At 42.3% G+C, this 19,443-nt stretch carries 19 protein-coding genes; 7 read left to right on the forward strand and 12 right to left on the reverse strand.

Translation table 11 applies throughout. From position 1 onward, the window contains the following. Positions 1-37 precede the first annotated feature (37 nt). Positions 38-370 carry a DUF1516 family protein gene (locus BM095_RS10165; protein WP_091661193.1) on the reverse strand — a complete coding sequence of 111 codons (333 nt, stop codon included), beginning with the start codon at positions 368-370 and terminating at the stop codon, positions 38-40. Between the two features lie 238 nt (positions 371-608). Between BM095_RS10165 and BM095_RS10170 the strand changes: the two genes are divergently transcribed. Beyond that, positions 609-1,127 carry a DUF3231 family protein gene (locus BM095_RS10170; protein WP_091661196.1) on the forward strand — a complete coding sequence of 173 codons (519 nt, stop codon included), beginning with the start codon at positions 609-611 and terminating at the stop codon, positions 1,125-1,127. A gap of 62 nt (positions 1,128-1,189) precedes the next feature. On the opposite strand, the gene BM095_RS10175 is transcribed toward BM095_RS10170, so the two are convergent. Together BM095_RS10175 and BM095_RS10180 are read right to left on the reverse strand one after the other, a co-directional pair. Continuing rightward, complete coding sequence (locus BM095_RS10175) at positions 1,190-1,759, reverse strand: DUF421 domain-containing protein (protein WP_091661198.1); 570 nt, start codon at positions 1,757-1,759, stop codon at positions 1,190-1,192. A gap of 67 nt (positions 1,760-1,826) precedes the next feature. Then, a complete protein-coding gene (locus BM095_RS10180; RefSeq protein WP_091661201.1) occupies positions 1,827-3,980 on the reverse strand; it encodes a type IA DNA topoisomerase in 2,154 nt (717 codons plus the stop codon). Positions 3,981-4,381: 401 nt separating this feature from the next. On the opposite strand from BM095_RS10180, the gene BM095_RS10185 reads away from it, so the two are divergent. Next, on the forward strand, positions 4,382-5,188 hold the full coding sequence (locus tag BM095_RS10185; RefSeq protein WP_091661204.1) for a 2OG-Fe dioxygenase family protein: 807 nt from the start codon (positions 4,382-4,384) through the stop codon (positions 5,186-5,188). 450 nt (positions 5,189-5,638) lie between these two features. On the opposite strand, the gene BM095_RS10190 is transcribed toward BM095_RS10185, so the two are convergent. After that, the gene (locus BM095_RS10190; protein WP_091661207.1) at positions 5,639-6,559 is read right to left on the reverse strand and encodes a DMT family transporter; all 921 of its coding nucleotides are present in this window, start codon (positions 6,557-6,559) and stop codon (positions 5,639-5,641) included. Positions 6,560-6,808: 249 nt separating this feature from the next. On the opposite strand from BM095_RS10190, the gene BM095_RS10195 reads away from it, so the two are divergent. Then, positions 6,809-7,012, forward strand: coding sequence for a hypothetical protein (locus BM095_RS10195; protein WP_091661209.1), 204 nt, complete (start codon positions 6,809-6,811; stop codon positions 7,010-7,012). Positions 7,013-7,062: 50 nt separating this feature from the next. On the opposite strand, the gene BM095_RS10200 is transcribed toward BM095_RS10195, so the two are convergent. Continuing rightward, positions 7,063-7,692 (reverse strand): cell wall hydrolase, encoded by a 630-nt coding sequence (locus BM095_RS10200; RefSeq protein ID WP_091661210.1) that lies wholly within the window; start codon positions 7,690-7,692, stop codon positions 7,063-7,065. 181 nt (positions 7,693-7,873) lie between these two features. Between BM095_RS10200 and BM095_RS10205 the strand changes: the two genes are divergently transcribed. Beyond that, the gene (locus BM095_RS10205; RefSeq protein WP_091661213.1) at positions 7,874-8,740 is read left to right on the forward strand and encodes an SDR family oxidoreductase; all 867 of its coding nucleotides are present in this window, start codon (positions 7,874-7,876) and stop codon (positions 8,738-8,740) included. Between the two features lie 94 nt (positions 8,741-8,834). Here BM095_RS10205 and BM095_RS10210 read toward each other — a convergent pair whose 3' ends face one another. Next, entirely contained in the window at positions 8,835-9,725 is an 891-nt protein-coding gene (locus tag BM095_RS10210) for a sulfurtransferase (RefSeq protein WP_091661216.1), read from the reverse strand. A gap of 173 nt (positions 9,726-9,898) precedes the next feature. Between BM095_RS10210 and BM095_RS10215 the strand changes: the two genes are divergently transcribed. After that, positions 9,899-10,750 (forward strand): VOC family protein, encoded by an 852-nt coding sequence (locus tag BM095_RS10215; protein ID WP_091661218.1) that lies wholly within the window; start codon positions 9,899-9,901, stop codon positions 10,748-10,750. Between the two features lie 239 nt (positions 10,751-10,989). Here the strand turns inward: BM095_RS10215 and BM095_RS10220 are convergent, their stop codons facing one another. The 5 genes from BM095_RS10220 to BM095_RS10235 all read right to left on the reverse strand — a co-directional run bounded on the left by BM095_RS10220 (position 10,990) and on the right by BM095_RS10235 (position 16,059). Continuing rightward, a complete protein-coding gene (locus BM095_RS10220) occupies positions 10,990-12,153 on the reverse strand; it encodes an MBL fold metallo-hydrolase (protein ID WP_091661221.1) in 1,164 nt (387 codons plus the stop codon). A 99-nt stretch (positions 12,154-12,252) separates the two neighbouring features. Then, positions 12,253-13,350 (reverse strand): ABC transporter permease, encoded by a 1,098-nt coding sequence (locus BM095_RS10225; protein WP_322787606.1) that lies wholly within the window; start codon positions 13,348-13,350, stop codon positions 12,253-12,255. Positions 13,351-13,359: 9 nt separating this feature from the next. After that, positions 13,360-13,917: an ABC transporter permease gene (locus BM095_RS16875; RefSeq protein ID WP_322787607.1), complete on the reverse strand. Its 558-nt coding sequence runs from the start codon at positions 13,915-13,917 to the stop codon at positions 13,360-13,362. A gap of 2 nt (positions 13,918-13,919) precedes the next feature. Then, positions 13,920-14,984: an ABC transporter substrate-binding protein gene (locus BM095_RS10230; protein WP_177194784.1), complete on the reverse strand. Its 1,065-nt coding sequence runs from the start codon at positions 14,982-14,984 to the stop codon at positions 13,920-13,922. Then, complete coding sequence (locus tag BM095_RS10235) at positions 14,971-16,059, reverse strand: ABC transporter ATP-binding protein (RefSeq protein ID WP_091661226.1); 1,089 nt, start codon at positions 16,057-16,059, stop codon at positions 14,971-14,973. Before BM095_RS10235 ends, BM095_RS10230 begins: the two co-directional genes overlap by 14 nt. A 160-nt stretch (positions 16,060-16,219) precedes the next feature. Between BM095_RS10235 and BM095_RS10240 the strand changes: the two genes are divergently transcribed. After that, positions 16,220-17,104: a LysR family transcriptional regulator gene (locus BM095_RS10240; protein WP_281243894.1), complete on the forward strand. Its 885-nt coding sequence runs from the start codon at positions 16,220-16,222 to the stop codon at positions 17,102-17,104. A gap of 237 nt (positions 17,105-17,341) precedes the next feature. Here the strand turns inward: BM095_RS10240 and BM095_RS10245 are convergent, their stop codons facing one another. Further along, positions 17,342-18,205 (reverse strand): fumarylacetoacetate hydrolase family protein, encoded by an 864-nt coding sequence (locus BM095_RS10245; RefSeq protein ID WP_091661232.1) that lies wholly within the window; start codon positions 18,203-18,205, stop codon positions 17,342-17,344. A 369-nt stretch (positions 18,206-18,574) separates the two neighbouring features. Between BM095_RS10245 and BM095_RS10250 the strand changes: the two genes are divergently transcribed. Next, positions 18,575-19,429 carry a glycerophosphodiester phosphodiesterase gene (locus BM095_RS10250; protein ID WP_245757870.1) on the forward strand — a complete coding sequence of 285 codons (855 nt, stop codon included), beginning with the start codon at positions 18,575-18,577 and terminating at the stop codon, positions 19,427-19,429. Positions 19,430-19,443 lie beyond the last annotated feature (14 nt).

A 19,443-nucleotide genomic window follows, 5' to 3' on the forward strand; every position in this document is an offset into this window, starting at 1 on the left:
GGTCTTTTTTATGACCTTTTGATCCAGCCCTTCTCCTTTATCCAATCACATTATAACCCATCAGAAGCACGATCAAAGCAAGAATAATGAAACCTGCCCACATTCCTCCGTGAGACTGTTGTCTTTTCTTACGTCCTACAAGCATTTCCATGATTCCAATCAGCAAAATAGCAAGAATCCCTTTTATTAAATAAAACATAGGAAAACCATATAAGATCCACATACCGATACCTGTCACAATCATAATAACGGCAAACAAACGTTGGAGCATTAACGTGATTTTTTGCTTAGAAAAAAAGTAGCTGATCAAGAAAAAGAGAATGAGAAATGCCCATGATCCTGCATGAGACTGGTAAAAGATACTTTCCATCTGATTACAACCTCTCCTTTTACAAGTGTATAAACTGGTACCCATTCCAATATATAGTACTTACTTGGAGCTCGCAACATTTCGCTGCAAACGGAACGTCTTATTGGGTCGCATACCATTCTTCTCCTTTGATATTTACAAGGAGACTGCCACACAATAAGAAATGCCCGATTCAGTCTTTTGGGCAAAACAATCAGTCAGAAGGAGACTGACAATGATCTCACTGAGGAGGATGGTCATGGGAATTTTCAGCAGCAACTCCTATGGAGACTCGATGCATTACGGGGAAGCATTTGCGCTATGGAGTTATCTAATGGGTACGAAAGACATGGTCACTAGCTGCCAAACGCTTATGAATCATACAGGTGATGCAGACTTGTTTAAAGTGCTTGAAGATATCATGCAAGAAGCACAAAGGGAAGAAGCGGAAGTGGAACAACTATTAAAAGAACACGGTGTAAGTCTCCCGCCATCACCTGCTGAGAAACCTTACTCTGATTTAGAAAGTATTCCTGTAGGCGCTCGATTTAATGATTCTGAAATTGCTGGTGCTATTAGTAAAAGTGTGGCGGCCAGCCTGGTGGCTTGCAGTCAAGCGATGGCACAATGTACCCGGGAAGACATCGGCATGCTGTTTGGACAGTACCACACCAACAAAGCTCAAATCAGCACACGTTTGCTTCGATTAAACAAAGACAAAGGCTGGCTCGTTATGCCGCCTATTCATGATCATATCCCTCAAACAGTAACCGTCTAATGGAATAAGAAGAAGGGAGCTTTTTGGCTCCCTTCTTCTTATTCCTTCCCTGTTTGACTTCTTTACTCATACTGCTTTTTATTTAAGACAGGGTGTTTTTGAGTTTTCGCCTCAGTAAATAAATTTTGCGGGTCTTCCGTTGTTGGCAATGTTTGATTCAAGAGCATTTCTATATCCCCCACTGTTGCTGGTCTCTTTTTCGGCATGTATTCATAGCCAAGCATTCCATTTGCCTCAAGAGTCGCTGTTTTTAAGTCTGCGGGATTGGAGACCCCTTGCTGTCTCAACCGCATCTCCAGTTGATCCACTGTAAAACGCAGGCTTTTTAATTGATCATATTGGATCTGTCCGTCCTGAATGACTACTTTTGACTTTCCCGTCAGCATTTTTTCTATGGCATTTGATTTCACTTGGATATATTCCATCACTAACAAGGCCGCAATAAAAATGGCAGCAGCTACAATCGTTTTCCAGACTGACTTTTCGATGATGGGCTGGATAATAATGGAGCCGATCGAAATCATGATGACAGTTTGAGCTACTGTCATCTGGCTTATTGATTTACGACCGGCTATTCGTAAGAGGAGTAAACCGCTTAATACTAAAATGACAGACTCCCACATGAAATTCATGACGTTCCCCCCTAAGCATATGTTTTTCTTATCTTGCTTCATTGAAGGAAACTTCATTCCAAGATGGTCAAGAAAAGGAAAATTCTACTTTCCCATTTCTCAATACTAGCTTGGCGTCGAATGGGCGCTTTCCTTTAAATCCTTTGATTACTCGAGTTTCTCCTTTCTCACAAAGAAGTCGAATTTGAGCAGGAGTGATATTTTTTCCTAAGATTCTTCGATTAAATGTTAAAGTACAGCCTTTCTTATAATGGGAGCAGCCATAAAACGTTTTCTGTTGGATAATCACGCCCTCCTTACAAGCAGGACAACGTACAATAGGCTTGGTTGCATATTTATCTTTTCGCCCCTTGTTTATATCAGGGATCATTTCTCTGGAAATCTCCAATTGTTCCATGTCCTTTGGCACTGTTTCTACCAACTTACTCATAAACGCGGCGGTGTTTCGGATAAAGGTGTCTTTCTCAGCGTCTCCTTCTCCAATTTTGCGAAGGAATAATTCCCATTTTGCTGTCATTTCCGGCTTTGATAAGAGTGTTCCCTCGACGGCTCGACAAAGAATTTCTCCCTTCTTTGTGACGCGTACCACATTTTTCTCTACTTGAATATATTCTTGGCGAATAAGTGTGTTAATGATACCACTGCGTGTCGCTTCTGTTCCAAGTCCTTCTACTTCTTTTAAGGTAGCTTTCGCTTCTTCATCATCTCCAATGAGACGGCCGCATGTTTTCATCATATTGATCAGCTGTCCCTCTGTATATGGCTTCGGTGGCTTTGTCTTGTCCTCTACTACTTCAGGAAAGGCCGCCGCTTCCATCCCTTCTCTCAGCTGTGGCAGAGATGGCAGCTGCTGCTGCTTTTCTTTTTGAGATTTCTTTGCCTGAGAGAATAACTGTTTCCAACCTTTTGCCGTTTCCACTTTCCCTTTGCTATGAAAGGAAAGCCCCTTTACATCGGTTGTTACGAGGGTTTCTTCATATTCGTAATCGAAATGAAACATAGCTAGAACACTTTTTACGATTTCAAAATAAATGTTTTTTTGGTCGGTCCGTAGTTTTTGTACATCGGCGACTGTAGGTATTTTTTTCGTCGGTATGATGGCATAATGTTCTTTTACTTTGTTGTCATCAACATAGCGTTTACTTGGATGAAACGACGCCGGCTCAAAATGATCTCCTGTTACATGTTGGTAGGGAGAAATATTTTTCTTCACATACGCAAACTCATTTTTCGTAATATACTGCGTATCTGTTCTCGGATAGGTGATAAGTTTTAAAGGCTGGTCGTACAATGATTGCACAACCTCTAACGTTTTTGAAGGACTGTATTTATATTTTTTATTCGCAAGCGACTGCAGCGTAGATAAAGAGTGCAGTTTCGGTGGCTTTTCACGTTTCTTTGTTACTTTTACTTTCGTCACCACTCCGTTATCCTTTTTCTCAATGTTCCGTTCGATGAATTGCTGTTGCGCTTCTTCCTTTGTCTTAAAATGGCCTTTTGCCTTCCCTGTATAGGTACCTGTTTCCGTCTTAAAGGTAGCTGTGAGTTCAAAAAAAGGCTCTGAGACAAAATTCTCAATCTCTTTTTGCCGCTCATAGATTAATCGCAATGTCGGCGTTTGGACACGACCAACACTAAAAACATGCTCGATCCCTTTTTTCTGAAGCAGCAACGTATAAAGACGGCTAGCATTCATTCCTACAAGCCAATCCGATACTTGGCGAGCTTGAGCTTCATCGTACAAACGCTCATAGGATTTTCCTTCCTGAAGCTTCATAAATCCTTTGTACACTTCTTCTTTTTCTAAACTGTTAATCCAAAGCCGCTTCGTTGGTTTGTGACTTGCTCCTGCTTGTCGGATAATGCTGCGGGCAATATTTTCTCCTTCCCGGTCACAGTCAGTCGCAATAATAATCTCGTCTGCTTCTTTTAACAAACGGCGTACCACTTGAAATTGTTTCCTCGTTTTATAACTTGTTTTAAATTCAAATGTGTCAGGAAGCATCGGAAGTTGACGTAAATTCCACCGTTTCCAGGCAGGATCATATTCAGCTGGTGCTCGCAGTTCTACTAAATGACCAATCGCCCAGGTGAGCGTGGCTCCTTGAGGGAACACCGAACAAGCAGGAATAACAATATACCCCTCTCCCTTTTTCCCTTTTGGAAAGGCTTCCGCATAAGCTTGAGCCTGACTCGGTTTCTCTGCTAAAATAACGGGCATGTTATTTTCTCTCCTTCACTTATCCACGATAAAACATATAGACATTTCCATTTGGACAACAAATGAACCATAAGAAAGACATCAGCGATATGTTTTTAAAAACGAGCTTTAAAAACGATCTATTATCCAGAGGTCTTCGAGCGGCCAGATGCTAAAAGCTGAATCTCGTAACACCCAAAGACATTTCCCATTTGCAAAAATGGAACTGATGTTCTTTTATTATATAGGAATTCGTTTGCCAGGAAAACAGGCATAGAACGACATACACCACTTTAGAAAATCTCAATTAAATCAAACATATAAGAAAGAGACTGTTGTCTAAAAAGTATCGAAAAGCAGTTTTTGAAAGAATGCTATAATGAGAAACGTGAAATTTCATACAAAGTTGGAGGTTGTAAGTTGTGAGCCAATTACGGAAAACAGGCTTTGCGTACTATCATTTAGGAGAACTCATCCAATATGAAGGAGTGGAGAAGGATTTGGAACAGCTTCAGAACGCTTTCGATGATCTACCACCCGATGAATATGCTCCTCATTTGAACCGACGCCGCCGCTATGCAAGAGCCGTCATCATGCCTGGTTCTCATCGTGTTGAATGGCTGCCTGAAACAATTATTGATGGACAAGACTACTATGAGTACTTTCAAGGGTCTTTTAACCCGGAGTATACAGGAGAATATCGCCGCTTCCCTGCCCTTACAAAAGAAACAAGAGCGAACAGGCTTCTAGAAGAAATCATTCGTTTCGATTTTAAAGAAACGTTTTGGATGAAAGAAGATGCCTTAATGCCTATCCATGCCGGGATACACTTTGTGAAGCTTTATGTGAAGGAAGAGGGGGATGTTGCTGTTTCTTCTCCTAATAACTTACACCAGGACGGAGAACCTTTTACATTTGCCCATTTAATTCGCCGTCGGAATATTAACGGAGGAATCAATGCTATCGCTAGTCCAAAACACCGAGGGAAAATGCTTGAAGATATGGCGGAAAATGAAGTCATGACGACTTTTTACTTAGAAGAAGCGCTAGAATCCTATGGAGTATACGATCCGCTCGTTGCTCATTACGTCGGGGAAGTGACGAAAGGAAACGAAGAAGGAAGCGGAGAGCGCTCTGCTATCTTAATAGATTTCCAGCCGACTGTCATTGCCAATCCGGATGACATCCGCAGCATGCTTGGTGACACTACCAATATGATTTCGGTTTAACGGCTTTCCGATAGAAGTCTCCCATCCTCAAGGAATGTGAAGGGCATAGCCCAATAAGTAGGCGGGAGATGAATTTCGGTTGGCTTTAGCCAAAACTTCCCACAACACAAAGTGCTAGTGATATAATTATCCTATAATGTTCTTTGATAACTGGATATATAAGGTTGTATGCGGAAATTAGAGCGAAAACCAAGCCCCTCGCATACGTAAAATATCCAAGGTACTGAAAAACATTTTCGTACTACTTAGGGTCGGAATGCCCCGAAGTTACGCTCGTGGAGAACGTGTCAGACTTACTTGCAAGCATTGTTCGTGGAAGCGAGAAGTCCCCACTTCAAACGAAGTTAAGTGGTGGGTAGTTCACTGATATATTCTTCCTTTCTTCGTCAAATCCTTCTAGCGACTACGACAATTTCTCTCTTTTCTACAAAAACAAACCGTCCTATCGCTTTATGAAAGCTTTGGGACGGTTTTTTCTTTCTGATGCTTGAACTTCCTCTTGCGGGAGAAAATAGATAATAGAATAGAAGTGAATACAAGTAAAATACCGACTGTCTGCCAAATTGTTAAGACGTCTTGAAACACTGTTACCCCGACTGCAATGGCAACGATTGGTTCAACGGTAGACAAAATGGCAGCATGGCTGGATTCGATATACCTAAGCCCTGCGGTATACATGATATAGGCCAAAATAGTGGAAATGAGCACACTTCCCATCGCGTAGCCCCACATTACAGGCTCCATAAGCGGTTGCGTGTTCTTCTCTATTCCACTAACCGGTAATAAAAATAGCCCTCCACATAACATTGCATAAGCTGTTATCGTGATCGAGCTATATTTCATACTGACAAATTTACCAATCACACTGTATAACGAACAGAAAAATCCTGATGCAGCTCCTATAAGCAAAACAGTTCCTGAAATACTCATCGACTCACCTGGAAGCAATCCTGCTACAAAACTGCATCCTAACAAAGTAAGAATGATTGCGATGATTTTATTTCCTGTTAATTTTTCTTTGAAAAAGATTCGTGAAAGAATTGCAACGAAGACAGGGCTTGTATATAGTAAGACGACAGCAATGGACAGATTTGCTTCCTCCATCACTGTGAAGTAACACCAATTAAAAAAGGCGATACTGACAACGCCTAACCCGATAAAATAAGGAAGGTCCCGCCAGTGGATCTTTAATAAGTAAGGACGCACGACCCCAACGATGCTGAACATAACGATCGCAGAGAGAACCATTCTGATAGTAACGACTTCTATCGGTGCTAAACCAAACTCATATAAATATTGAACAAAAAAGCCAGTTAATCCCCAAAACGCAGCACCACCGACAGTGATCCCATAAGCAACAGCTGGGCGCATGGTCTCACTCCCCTTTTCCTTTTAAATCGAAACGTTTGTACTCTGGCACACTTATTTTCTCACCAAAGCAAAGGGAATACCACACCTCTACGATATTATATTAAAATAGTTTAGACTTTTTTGACTAATTTTATGAACTGATTATAGTAAATTGGAAAATCAAGTCGCTTGCGCTTTCCTTCACAAACTCGTAAAATAAGGAAATACACTTGTTTTAATACTGATCTCTTGGGTGAAGGGGGCATCGTCGTGCAAAATAATAACAATAAAGAAGAAGCTTGGTTTGAAAAAGGAGAATTACTCCAGTATCAAGACAAAGAGTGCCGGGTCATTGCGGAATATGACCGCACCGTCTGTGTGGAGTACACCAATTATCCATTCGCAGGCGAAGAGGAGGAATTCCCTTATCCACGTGTGATTTTGCTGAAAAATGAAGTGAAACGAATCTCTTAATATATGAAAAATAGCCAGGTACTATCTCTAGTACCTGGCTATTTTGTGCGCTAATTCGCAAAAACATGATTACCAATTTCAAGATTAACCGTTCTTGTAAAAATCCACTCAGAAGTAGCGATCTCCGGGTTGTAATAATAATGAGAACCACCAGATGGGTCCCATCCTTGCCATGCTTCTTTCACCGCTTTATAGGAAGTTGCATTAGGTTCTAAGTAATATTGCCCATCCCGGACGGCTGTGAAAGCATTTTTCTGCTTAATGACCTCGTCCACACTTGCCGGGAATTCAGGAGACAACATCCTATTACGAATAACTGAAGCAACAGCAACCTGTCCTTCAAACGATTCTCCCCGAGCTTCTCCATGTACGGCTTGTGCTATTTTTCTTACATTTTCCATTTCATGCAGCGTATTTGGACCGCTTACTCCATCTGCTTCAAGTCCAAAATCACTTTGAAATTGTTTTACGGCTTCCTCTGTAGCCGTTCCATAGTAACCCGTTGCATCCGTATGTAAATAACCCATTTGAATCAACGTATGTTGTAATTCCTCTACGGTCGGGCCGCGATCTTCTACCTTCAACATTCCTCCACTTGCCTCTGTCTGGTTCTCAAACCCTGTCAAAAGAAGACCAGTAAACAGAAAGATAATTGCTAATTTTGATGTCATTTTTTCCATTCCACAAAACCTCCTCTCCTCTTCCTTCCCTCTTAAATTTATCATCTAAACCTCTAATTTTCTATTTTGCCGAAATTTCTGAGGATAGTACTATATGTTTTTTCTTCGTTTATAGATCTCAAGAAGGTGGAACTAATACAATGACACATCGTGAAGTTACACCTAAAGGAGGAAGAGAGAAATGGATATTAGAAATAGACAAACCGATGGACAGCCTCCACAGACACAGGATAGACAGCCAGGCAGAGAGACAGAAATGAACCCGCTGCCGGTTCAGCCAGAGGATTACAAAGGAAACGATAAATTAAAAGGACGAGTTGCCCTTATTACTGGTGGAGACAGCGGTATCGGTCGCGCGGTAGCGATGATGTATGCAAAAGAAGGAGCTCATGTGGCGATTGCTTATTTAGAAGAAGATGAAGATGCGAAGAAAACGAAAGAAATCGTGGAGTCCGAAGGGGTATCATGCTTACTTCTCTCCGGCGATTTGAAAAAAGAAGCATTTTGCAAAGAAATTGTAAAAAAGACAATGGATAAATTTGGCAAATTAGATATTGTCGTGAACAATGCAGCTATCCAATACGTTGTGGACGATATATCTGAGATTTCAGCGGAGCAACTGGAGGAAACCTTTCAAACGAACTTCTATTCTTATTTTCACGTCACAAAAGCAGCCATTCCTCACTTAAAGGAAGGCAGTTCTATTATTAACACAGCGTCTATCAATGCATACCAAGGGAATCCGAGCTTAATTGATTATTCAGCGACCAAGGGTGCTATCGTCGCATTTACACGCAGCTTAACAGAACCGCTTGCTGAAAAAGGAATCCGTATTAATATGGTAGCTCCTGGTCCCGTGTGGACACCGCTCATCCCAGCTTCCTTCCCGGCGGAAGGAGTCGAACAATTTGGTACGGACACACCGCTCGGCCGTCCTGGTCAACCTGTCGAACATGCAGGAGCGTATGTCTTCCTCGCTTCCGATGAATCATCTTATATGACAGGACAAGCGATTCATATTAACGGCGGGAAATTCACTTCATCATAGACTGCTCCCGTTATCCGCACCTTACAGAAGACTGCCCCTTGCAGTGGGACGGTCTTCTTTGTTTTGTCGGCGACACGCAGAGAGGTTACGTAAATTATTTCGTCTCCATTGGCAAGGATGGATCGCTTGCCCATTCTGTCAACGAACCATCATAGACAGACACATGGTGCTGTCCGAGCTTGTTTAACAAAGTGGCATTCCAAGTTGCAGCAATCGCGCTCCCACAATAGACAATGACTTTTTTGTTTGGATCCAGGGCTCCACTTTCTTCAAAGTTTTTTCGCAATTGCTCCTCGTTATATAACTCTCTCGTGATTGGATCAGAATGTGATCCAAAAAACACGTTCACACTATTGGGGATATGCCCCAGCCTCCCATACGTGTTGACTTCTCCGTGAAAATGCTCTTCCGTTAAGCTATCAATAATTACAGTATTTTCATCATCAATCGCTTTCAATACGTCTTCTTTTGTGGAGAACAATGTTGATTCTCTCTCCCCGATGAAATTTCCTTTTGGATAAGAGCCTGGTTCTGCCGTAACAGGGCGCCCTTCCTCTACCCACTTGGGGAAGCCGCCATCAAGAACAGCCACATTATTAAATCCTTCATATCGCAGTTGCCACGCCAATCGAGTAGCCCAATGGGAGGCGACCACCGGTGCACCCACAACGGCTTCCCGATCATATATGACAACGTACGTCCCTTCCCCAACTCCAAAATCGCTCATTTTCTTTACAAATTCTTCACGAGAAGGCAGTGTAAAAGCAAATTCCGATTGGGGATCAGATAACTCTTCGTATAAGTCAGCGAAAACGGCGCCAGGAATGTGCTCCTTGTCATAGGCCTCTTTTCCTGACCATAACTCATAGTATCCGTCTTTTTCAGGGTGTTTTAAATAAGTGGTCGCATCCAATACTCTTACATGCGGATCATCCAGATGATTGTCCAGCCATTCTGTTGATACAATGTACGGTATCTCCCTCATTTTTTATCCCCCCTTACATAATCATTACTTACGTGTATCACCATCATATCATTGAATTTTTGGAAAACCCAAGGCCGTGCCATATTATAAAATTTCTCTTAAATTGACTTACAAAGATCGCGGACGTTACTATAGTTGGAAGCGACCAATGATGAAGTTAGGGAGATGAAGATATGAATTTCCACCAGCATCCAATTACCTATGTAAGTGATGTGACGTTAAAGATAGAAGACTTGAATCGCGCTGTGGCTTTTTACACGGAAGTGGTTGGCTTAAAAGTCCACCATCAAACAGATAAAACAGCTGCCTTAACGGCAGATGGCTCTTCCGTATTAGTCACTCTAGAACAGCCAGACCATGTTGTGCCAAAAGAAAAAAACAGAACGGGCTTATATCATTTCGCCTTGCTCGTACCGAAAAGGTCTGATTTGACTGAAGTTGTCCAGCATTTTGTCAACAAGGAAGTTTCTTTTCTTGCGGAGGATCACTTGGTAAGTGAGGCTCTTTATATATGGGACCCAGATGGGAATGGAATCGAAATCTACGCAGACCGCGACCCTTCTCAATGGGATTGGAAAAATGGAGAAGTAGCTATGACCAGCGATCCCATAAAAACGACAGATCTCCTGCCTAAGGGAGAGCCGAAGCCGTGGAAAGGTCTTCCTGCCGGCACTATCATGGGACATATCCACTTGCATGTCGCCCGTATAGAAGCCGCGGAGAGGTTTTACACAAAAGGGCTAGGTTTTGAATTGGTAAACCGCCACAACGAACAGACCATTTTCGTGTCAGACGGGAAGTACCATCACCATGTAGCTTTGAATACGTGGCAAGGAATTGGTGCTCATGCTTCATCACCAGAAAGCGTGGGACTCCAATCATTTTCAGTGGTGTTTCCGGATGAAGAAACAAGAGATAAAAGACTGGTACAGTTAGAAGATGTAGGAGCATCTGTGAAAGAGGAAAATGGGGAATATGTAACCGAAGACCCTTCCGGCAATCAGATTATATTGCGACACGAATAAATGGAGGAAAATGATAAATGAAACGGCCTTTTCTCGATAGGAAGAGAAAAGGCCGTTTTCCTTTTAACAATTTTTTAAAAATCTTCCGCGGATACATTTTCACGCTCTTTACCTATCACTAGACCTAGTTCTGCTTCAAGCCCAGCTAAGTAGGAGTAATCCGAATTCCTGTCAAGGACCTCTAGTGGTGGTTCTAAAACGTGGTTCTATCTTATGAGTGTTGCCTTTTGTATGTATGGTTACTTGTAATTATTATTAACTTGTTTTGAGACAACTTCTACCTGGTCCCCAGCAACTGGTGCGATTGCTCTTTGATTATCTCTTTCCATCTGCCTGACAAGGGAGCGGCTAATTTTTCTGTTTGCATGAACGACGCAGGTGAGAGAAGGTTGCAGGTGCTCGACCACAGAGAGCGTTTCTTCATAAAATGGGTGCACCGGATAAAATGGAAGAAATAAGATCCTTCTTGTTAACTGAGCATCATACATTCTTTTCATTTCAACGAATTCTTTCTCTGTTGCAGCGATGATTGGTGTGTCTTCCCACTGGCTGACATGCCGTTTCCATAATAATTCTCCTACATTTTGCACTTCTTTCTTCCACCACTCTCCCTCATTCAGGTACTGACTCATCGCTTCTTTATATGCTGGAGATAAATAAATGTCCCTGCCGGCAAACACGGATTTTTTTTCTAATTCCACCAACATAGAGAGCCCTTTTCCGTGAGGTTGTGTGATAATTCCTAGTTTCCTACCGGTTGTTAATGCATCCATTCCTAGTTTCACAAACAAGAAAGGGTCTCTTAATCGCCTTCCATAAGCTCCGTCCATTACTGCGACATCCACGCATTCGGCCTGCGGGTAATCAAATGTTAACTGCGGGGAAGCCACTTGGTAATCTCCTGAGAAAAAGACGGTCCGATTCACCGCAGAAAACATAAACCATAGGGACCCTAATGTATGTCCTGCTCTTCCGTATTGAAAGGATAGGTTCAAATGGGGTAAATCATGCCAAGTAGAGTGGCTATTCATCGGAAGTTCAACCCATTCTACTTTCTTATCATATTCTGTAATAGAATGAGATAATTCCTTTTTTAACGTATTCTCCCACTCGAGCCAGAAGGACGGCACCAGACATTTCGTGGGAGACGATGTATAAATCAATCCTTGAAATCCGTGCTCTATAAGGTAAGGGATGGCACCGCAATGATCGATATGGCAGTGTGTAAGAAAAACAGCATCGATGTCGGCTGCGATCTCCTTAAGGTCGAGTGGATATTGGTAGAATTCCGTATCTGCCTCTTTGTTGATTCCGCAGTCAATTAAAATACGTGCCTGATCCGTCTCTAATAAAAAGCAGGAGCGGTTACTTTCTCCCGCTCCGCCAAGAAATTTTATCTTCATTCCTCAATAAGCAGAGATCTCCCGCTACATTTCAGCGAGAAAAATCGCTCGTCCACCTCCTTTTCTTGAAAAACGTTACCTTATGAAATGATCAATTGGTCATGAAGAGTGTTTTGCTTTCCAACGGTTTTGCATGTGTTCAACAAATACGAGCATCATGGTTGTTAATACAACAGCTACTAATGCCATCGCCATTCCGAGCGACGTGGACCCTTGTTCAAATTCTGAATAGATAAAGGTCGCCGTCGTATGCATATTCGGGGGCCGGAGAATTAACGAGCCAACGAGCTCTCTCATCGATATAATAAAAGTCATCATCCATCCCGCTAAAACTCCTGGAAGGATAAGCGGAAGCAAAATCGTTCGGAACTGATAAAAACGTCCGGCACCACTAACTTGAGCCGCATGCAATAAAGAATGACTCATCTGGCCGTAAATGGCTTTAATATTCTGTACGGTAAAGGGCAAATATAAAATGACGTACGCTAAAACGAGCATTCCCCATGTATTGTAAATCGGGATCGGCATCCAGTTCGCATTCCATAATAAAATTAGTCCGATAATAAAAACGATCGCAGGCAATGTATTCGGAGCAAGACTTAAGAAATCAATCGCTTTTGTTAAAATTGCTTTTTGTCTGGTTACCGTAATGGAGATCCACACACCGATACAGACACTGACCGTTGCCGCGATCCCCGCAAGCCCCAAACTATTTAATAGTGCCTCTCTTCCTCCGCTGTCTGTAAATAATTCGATCATGTGAGCGAAAGTAAAATTATGTAAGGCAAGTCCATCTCCTTGCACATCGAGAAAAGCGGTGGACACAACAGATAAGTACGGGACTCCGATCGCGAGCCCGAAGACAAGGAGAACATACACCCATGCCAACACTTTGGCCTTTCCTAACCGGTAAATACTGACTGACTGTCCTTTACCAGTGACCACCGTGTCGTTACGCCGAGCAGCCATCCACTGCTGTAAGAACCAAACCAGCATGCTTGCACTAATCAGCATGGTAGACAAAATGGCCGCTGTCCCATAATCAATGGGCCAAATGGTTGCATGCCGGTGGATTTCTGAAGTTAATACATAGTACCCAATCCGGTTTCCTAGTGTGACAGGCGTTCCAAATTCACCGATCGTTTTGACGAAGACAAGCAGCGCTCCCATACTGAAGCCGGATGCGAATAAAGGCACAATGATACGTCACATGCGATAGAAAAATTTACCGCCGTGGACGCTTCCGGCCTCTTCCAGACGGCCTCCAATGTTCGACAATGTATTGCGCATAATAATGTAGATAAACGGAAACAGATGAAGGCTCATGACGAGCACCATTCCATAATATGTAAAAAATAGAGGGGTGACCGATGACATAAACGGCAGCAATTGTTCAATATAACCGTTCGGCTGCATAGCCAAAATCCAGCCCATTGACCCGATATACGGCGGTGTCATGAAAGGCACCATAATAAGAACATCAAGCCAACGATGTCTTTTCAGATCGGTCCGAGCCATCAAAAAAGCAAGAGGAGCCGCCAATAAGGATGCTCCAATGACAACTCCTCCTCCCAATAGTAATGAATTCCATAATACTTCCCGGTAATACGGTTCCCCCAGAACAGCCAGAGGAGCCAGCCCTTCAAAGGAGCCCTCCGGCATAAACGCTCGTAACAAGACAAGTGTGATCGGAAGCAGCACCAGGAGACCCAGGGCCAAAAAAGCCCCATACTTATTCAACGTTTGCAAAGAAAAATATTTCATTGTTACCGCATCATTTCTGTGAACTCAGAAAGAATATCTTCTCCATTTTCAAAGAGATACTCCCACTCAAAATCCAATTCTGCAATTTCATCATACGCCGCCCGGTCTTCATGTGGAGGGATGTCTTCTCTTGCTGGCAGCAGGTAATGATCAGCGACAATGCCCTGCCCTTCATCGGATAGAATAAAATCAATATATTTTTCCGCTTCTTCTACATTTTCCGCTGATTCCAGGATAAATGCAGGGCGAGGTGTAATCGTCGTTCCTGATTCAGGGAAAACAATATCTAACGGCTCTCCACCTTCAATGTTGTTGTAGACCATGTAGTCCACTCCAGCCATCACCACACCGTTCGCTCCATTAATAACAGACGTTAAAGCAGGATTGTTGGACCCTTCCATCGATAACCCGTTGTCGCGGAGTTCTTCGAAAAAGGCCCATCCTTCTTCTTCCCCTTCCTGGGCGATATAAGCAGCTACGAAATCGCGTGCTGTCCCGGACTCCGATGGACTTGGGATCGCGATTTGGTCTTGATACGCTTCATGTGTTAAATCTTCCCATTCCCGAGGAGGTTCTTCAATGAGATCGGTATTATAGCTTAGACCTAAAGCTGCTGCGGAAAATCCGTAGAAATGATAGTCCTCATCATACCAGCCATCATGAAGCTGATCGGCGTATTCTGATTCATACGGACGAATGAGCCCATTTTCCATATAGTCGACTGCCGGCTGAAGGGAAGCAAGAACGACCACATCAGCAACGGGGTTGGACTGCTCTGCTTCAAGACGTCCCAGCACATCTCCAGTAGTAGATTGAAATAATTCTACCTCCACTCCGGATTGCTCCTCAAATTGTTCAGCAAGTTCTTCCGCCATTCCCCCTGGACCCGATGAATAAATCACTAATTCACCAGATTCTGTCCCTCCCCCGGAGGAAGCTTCCGTTGTCGTTTCCTGAGTATTACCTTCCGTGCTCTCTTTGGGCTGATCTGCCTCACCGGATGTAGAACAACCTCCGATGAACAAGGCTGAAGCAGTAAATAATGCAGCAAATCTAAGCCGTTTCATGATAAGTACTCCTCTCTTTTTCTGAAAGTATGTGTATGTTGCCAGTATCCAAACTACAATACACATCCTCCCCAATGGTATGTTTTGTACCGCTGTATGCCATTAAGGTATAGTCACTGTTTTTCAGTTGAATGTTAAGTTCATATCTCTCGCCGAGAAAACTAACTGCTTGTACGACACCTAAAAGACGATGTGGACCGCTGTTATTATATACTGCTACTTGTTCGGGGCGGATTATTGCTTGAAAACTGGTATCAGCGTCTACTTCTTTCTCCTCAACCCCGTCCCAAGGTCCAACGTATTGGTTTTCTACAATCATTTCTTTTTTTCGGAAAGCAACCGGAATCAAACTTCCATGCCCGATAAAAGAAGCCACATTTTCATCGACCGGCTTTCGGTAAATCTCTTCTGGGGCACCCGTTTGTAAGATTTCTCCGCTTTTCAGCACAACGATCCGATCGGACAATGACATCGCCTCATGCTGATCATGGGTCACATATACAGCGGTTAAGCCATGCTTTTTCACCAGCTTTTGAAGAAGAATCCTCATCTCAACCCTCAACGCCGCATCCAATGCGCTAAGTGGTTCATCAAGCAGAATGAGCTTAGGATTAGCAGCCACTGCTCTTGCAAATGCGACACGTTGTTGTTGTCCCCCTGAGAGTTGATGAGGATAGCGGGAAGCGTGCTTTTCCAATTGGACATCACCCAACGCTTGTGTTACTCTCTCTCCTAATCCTTTCCTTATGCCCCGGGCTCTTAAGCCGTATGCCACATTTTCAAATACAGTCATATGGGGCCACAATGCAAAATCTTGAAATACCATTCCAATTTGCCTCTTTTGCGGCGAAACATTTCTTTTTTCCTCAGCTGAAAAAATGATCGAATCATCAAACCGAATGTTGCCTTCATCCGCCTCTTCCAATCCTGCCAGAATGCGAAGCAACGTCGTTTTTCCGCATCCAGAAGGGCCTAGTAATGTCACAAACTCTCCACTTTTCACTTGAAGGTGAATATCACGTAATGCCTGCAGGGATCCAAAGTTTTTCTTTATACCGGAAAGGCTTATATTCATTTCCCGCTCCTTTCTTTACTCTCTTTCATTTCTAATTCAAGCTTAGCAGGAAAACTTTAAGCCCCCATTAACAAATGGTTAATATTCCTTCAATTTTATTAATGTATAATTGAAGTAATGATAGATTTTATCTATAGAGGAAGGGAATCAGGATATGAACATGCAGCAATTACTTATTTTTCGTTTTTTTACGGAGACAAAGAGCATGACAAAAACGGCTGAACGAATGAATCTGAAGCAGCCAACCGTCTCCTTCCATTTAAAAAAGCTGGAGGAATCGATCGGTGTGCCGTTATATGAAAAAAACGAGGATGACATCATTTTAACGTCAGCTGGAAAGGTGATGTACAATTATGCCCATGAAATTGTAAGTTTGCAGGAGGAAGCCGAGCGGGTCATGAAAGACTTTCAGAAGCATAAAAGGGGAGAATTGTTGATTGGTTCTAGTCACATCCCTGGAAATTATGTACTGCCTCCTATACTCAAATCGTTTAGCGAGCAATACCCTCAGGTCCATTTGTCTCTCACCGTGAAGTCCACTCCTTCCATCGTCCAGGACATAAAACAAAAGAAGCTGGATATGGCACTCGTTTCTGAACAGGACTTGGAAGACAGCGAACTTAACTTGACACGTCTTATGAGAGATCCTCTCGTTCTCGTAATGAAAGAAGATCACCCCTTGGCCAAGAAGGAGTTTTTAGCCAAAGAAGATATCAGCTTATATCCTTTTATCATCCATTCCAGCGGCTCGACAAGAAAGATGATCGATCGTTGGTGTAAAAAGCATCATTTACGTTTAAAAATAGCTATGGAAATCAATTCATTAGAAGCCATCATCCAGACAGTCGTATTGGGGATGGGGGTCACGATTGTTTCCAGTAGGATGATTTCTTCTTTTTTAAAGGAAAGTAATTTAACTTATCGCGAAGTTCCAGCTATGTCTGATAATAGGTGGATTTCTTTAATCTTTCGCCAAGACATCAAGTTCACTCCACATCGAAAAGTCTTTTATACTTTGATCACGGATAACATGCGATACGCTTAACTTACTTCCTTTCCATTACTATGTTACTTGTCCTCTGGGATGAATAATCTATTAATTTTCTCAGGATAAGTGATATTTTCATTTCCCTATCTACATACAATTTTTCTTAATAATACATAAAAGTACCCTATAGAGTGTCTCTTTTAAATGTCTACTCTATAGGGCACATTTTAGTTATGGGGAATCTCTTTTTCCATCTAAATGTATGGAGGTTCCTTCCCCTTTGTATCACAACTCTTATTTCTTTAAGTCCTTCACGGGATTCGTCAACTTCTCAAAGCCGTCAATATGACATTCCACAATATCGCCCTCCTGGATAGGAACAGCTCCTGGGGTTCCAGTCGAGATAATATCTCCTGGTTGGAGTGTCATCACTTGCGAGTGAAAAGAAACGAGATGCCAGGGGGTAAATGTCATATTAGATACGACATTTTTCCGGTGAATATTCCCATTGATCACCGTGGCCACCTGAAGATCATGCACGTCCTCTACTTCATCCGGGGTGACAAGATGCGGGCCAAAACTAAAGAAAGTGTCAAAGCTTTTGGACCGGGTTAAATACCTCGGATTTTTTTGTAATATATCTTCTGCTGTCATATCAATAATGGTAGTGTAGCCTGCTATGTAATGGATCGCTTCTTCCTCGGATACATTTTTACACTCTTTTCCTATCACAAGTCCTAGTTCTGCTTCCGCTGTGGTCCGATCCGATTGCACAGGGATTTCAATCGTATCATGAGGGCCTATAATTGTCGTATCAGGTTTCATAAAGCTAGCAGGTTCTGTGCTTGGGGCTTTTTCGCTTAAATCACTGGCATGATCCACATAATTTAAACCAATTCCCCAAATTTTACTTGGGTGGCGGTACAGAGGTTCATAATCCTCCTTTGATATGTCAACAATTTCCCCTCTATACGTATCTTTATTGTCTTCATACCAGGTTTGTATTTCTTCTATTTGCTGATGAGTGATGATCGAAAATACATCTTCCTTCCAGGCCTTCTCCTCTTTATTGTTAATAGATTCGATCGTGACCGCGCCTTCTTTAAAAATAATTGCTGCTTTCGGTTGTTGGTTGACGTTTATTGTAGCTAGTTTCATATATCATCCATCCTTTGTTTTCTTATAAGTATGTTTACTTTTCTTCTCAACGTGTTTAGCCTTCTCGGTTATGTCATATCCGTAATTATTATACTCGTTTGAAACACCTAATACGATAAATTAAAAGATTTATTATTTTCATGTTTTTCATACTCCTAACCAAATATTCCTACTTCCTTTGTGCCTATTTTTTATTTAATCCGTTCTATTCAGAAAAATCCCCTTCTTTCCTCTTGCCGTCTCTTGTCCCTTTGTCCTAATTTTTAATCTTCTTTACATAGCGAACACAAGATGTTTAATGTTTGTTTATTTTCCCTTTACCTCTCTCCTTTATAGTCGTAAGTGATAAAACGAAAGGAGAGATGTTCATTGAAGCGTATTTTACAAACTTTAGCAGTGGGGGTATTCGCTTTTACATCGTTATTACCGGATGGGACAGCTTTGGCAAATGAAGAGGTCACAAAAAAAGAACAGAAACAAATGACGACGGTTGCGCACCGCGGGGCTTCTGGTTATGCACCGGAAAACACCATGGCAGCTTTTGAAAAATCGGTAGATATGAAAGCAGAAATGCTCGAGTTGGATGTACAAATGAGCAAAGATGGGGAATTAGTTGTTATTCACGACACGTCAGTGGATCGAACAACGAATGGCACTGGTGCCGTCAAAGACATGACATATGAAGAATTACTGCAACTTGATGCAGGCAGTTATTTTAATGAAGCGTTCGCCGGTGAAAAAATACCGACACTTGGAGAAGTTCTAGACGAATATAGAGGGAAAATTGGTATTCTGATCGAAATTAAATCCCCTTCCCTTTACCCGGGCATTGAACAAAAGATAGCGGACGAGCTGGTCGATCGTAATATGCATAAACCAAACAATAACAAAATTATTGTTCAATCCTTTGATCATGATTCGGTGATGACCTTCCATTCCCTTCTTCCTTCAATCCCTGTCGGAGTTTTAGTGGGATACAGCCCCAATGGAATTTCTAATGTTCAGCTAGCTGCATTCTCATCCTACGCAGACTACGTTAATCCTAATCTATCTATGATTGATTCTGATTTGGTACAACGCATTCATAATCAGGGCATGGAAACATACCCATGGACGGTCAGAGATGAACTATCTGCTGATTTCTTGTTGAATGTTGGAGTAGACGGAATTATTACAGATTACCCTGATTACGTGGACCCGCATCTCCCAGACCAAGCCGCGTAATTCACATAACAATG

It is taken from the genome of Alteribacillus iranensis, from assembly GCF_900113025.1.
GTDB classification, from domain to species: Bacteria; Bacillota; Bacilli; order Bacillales; family Marinococcaceae; genus Alteribacillus_A; species Alteribacillus_A iranensis.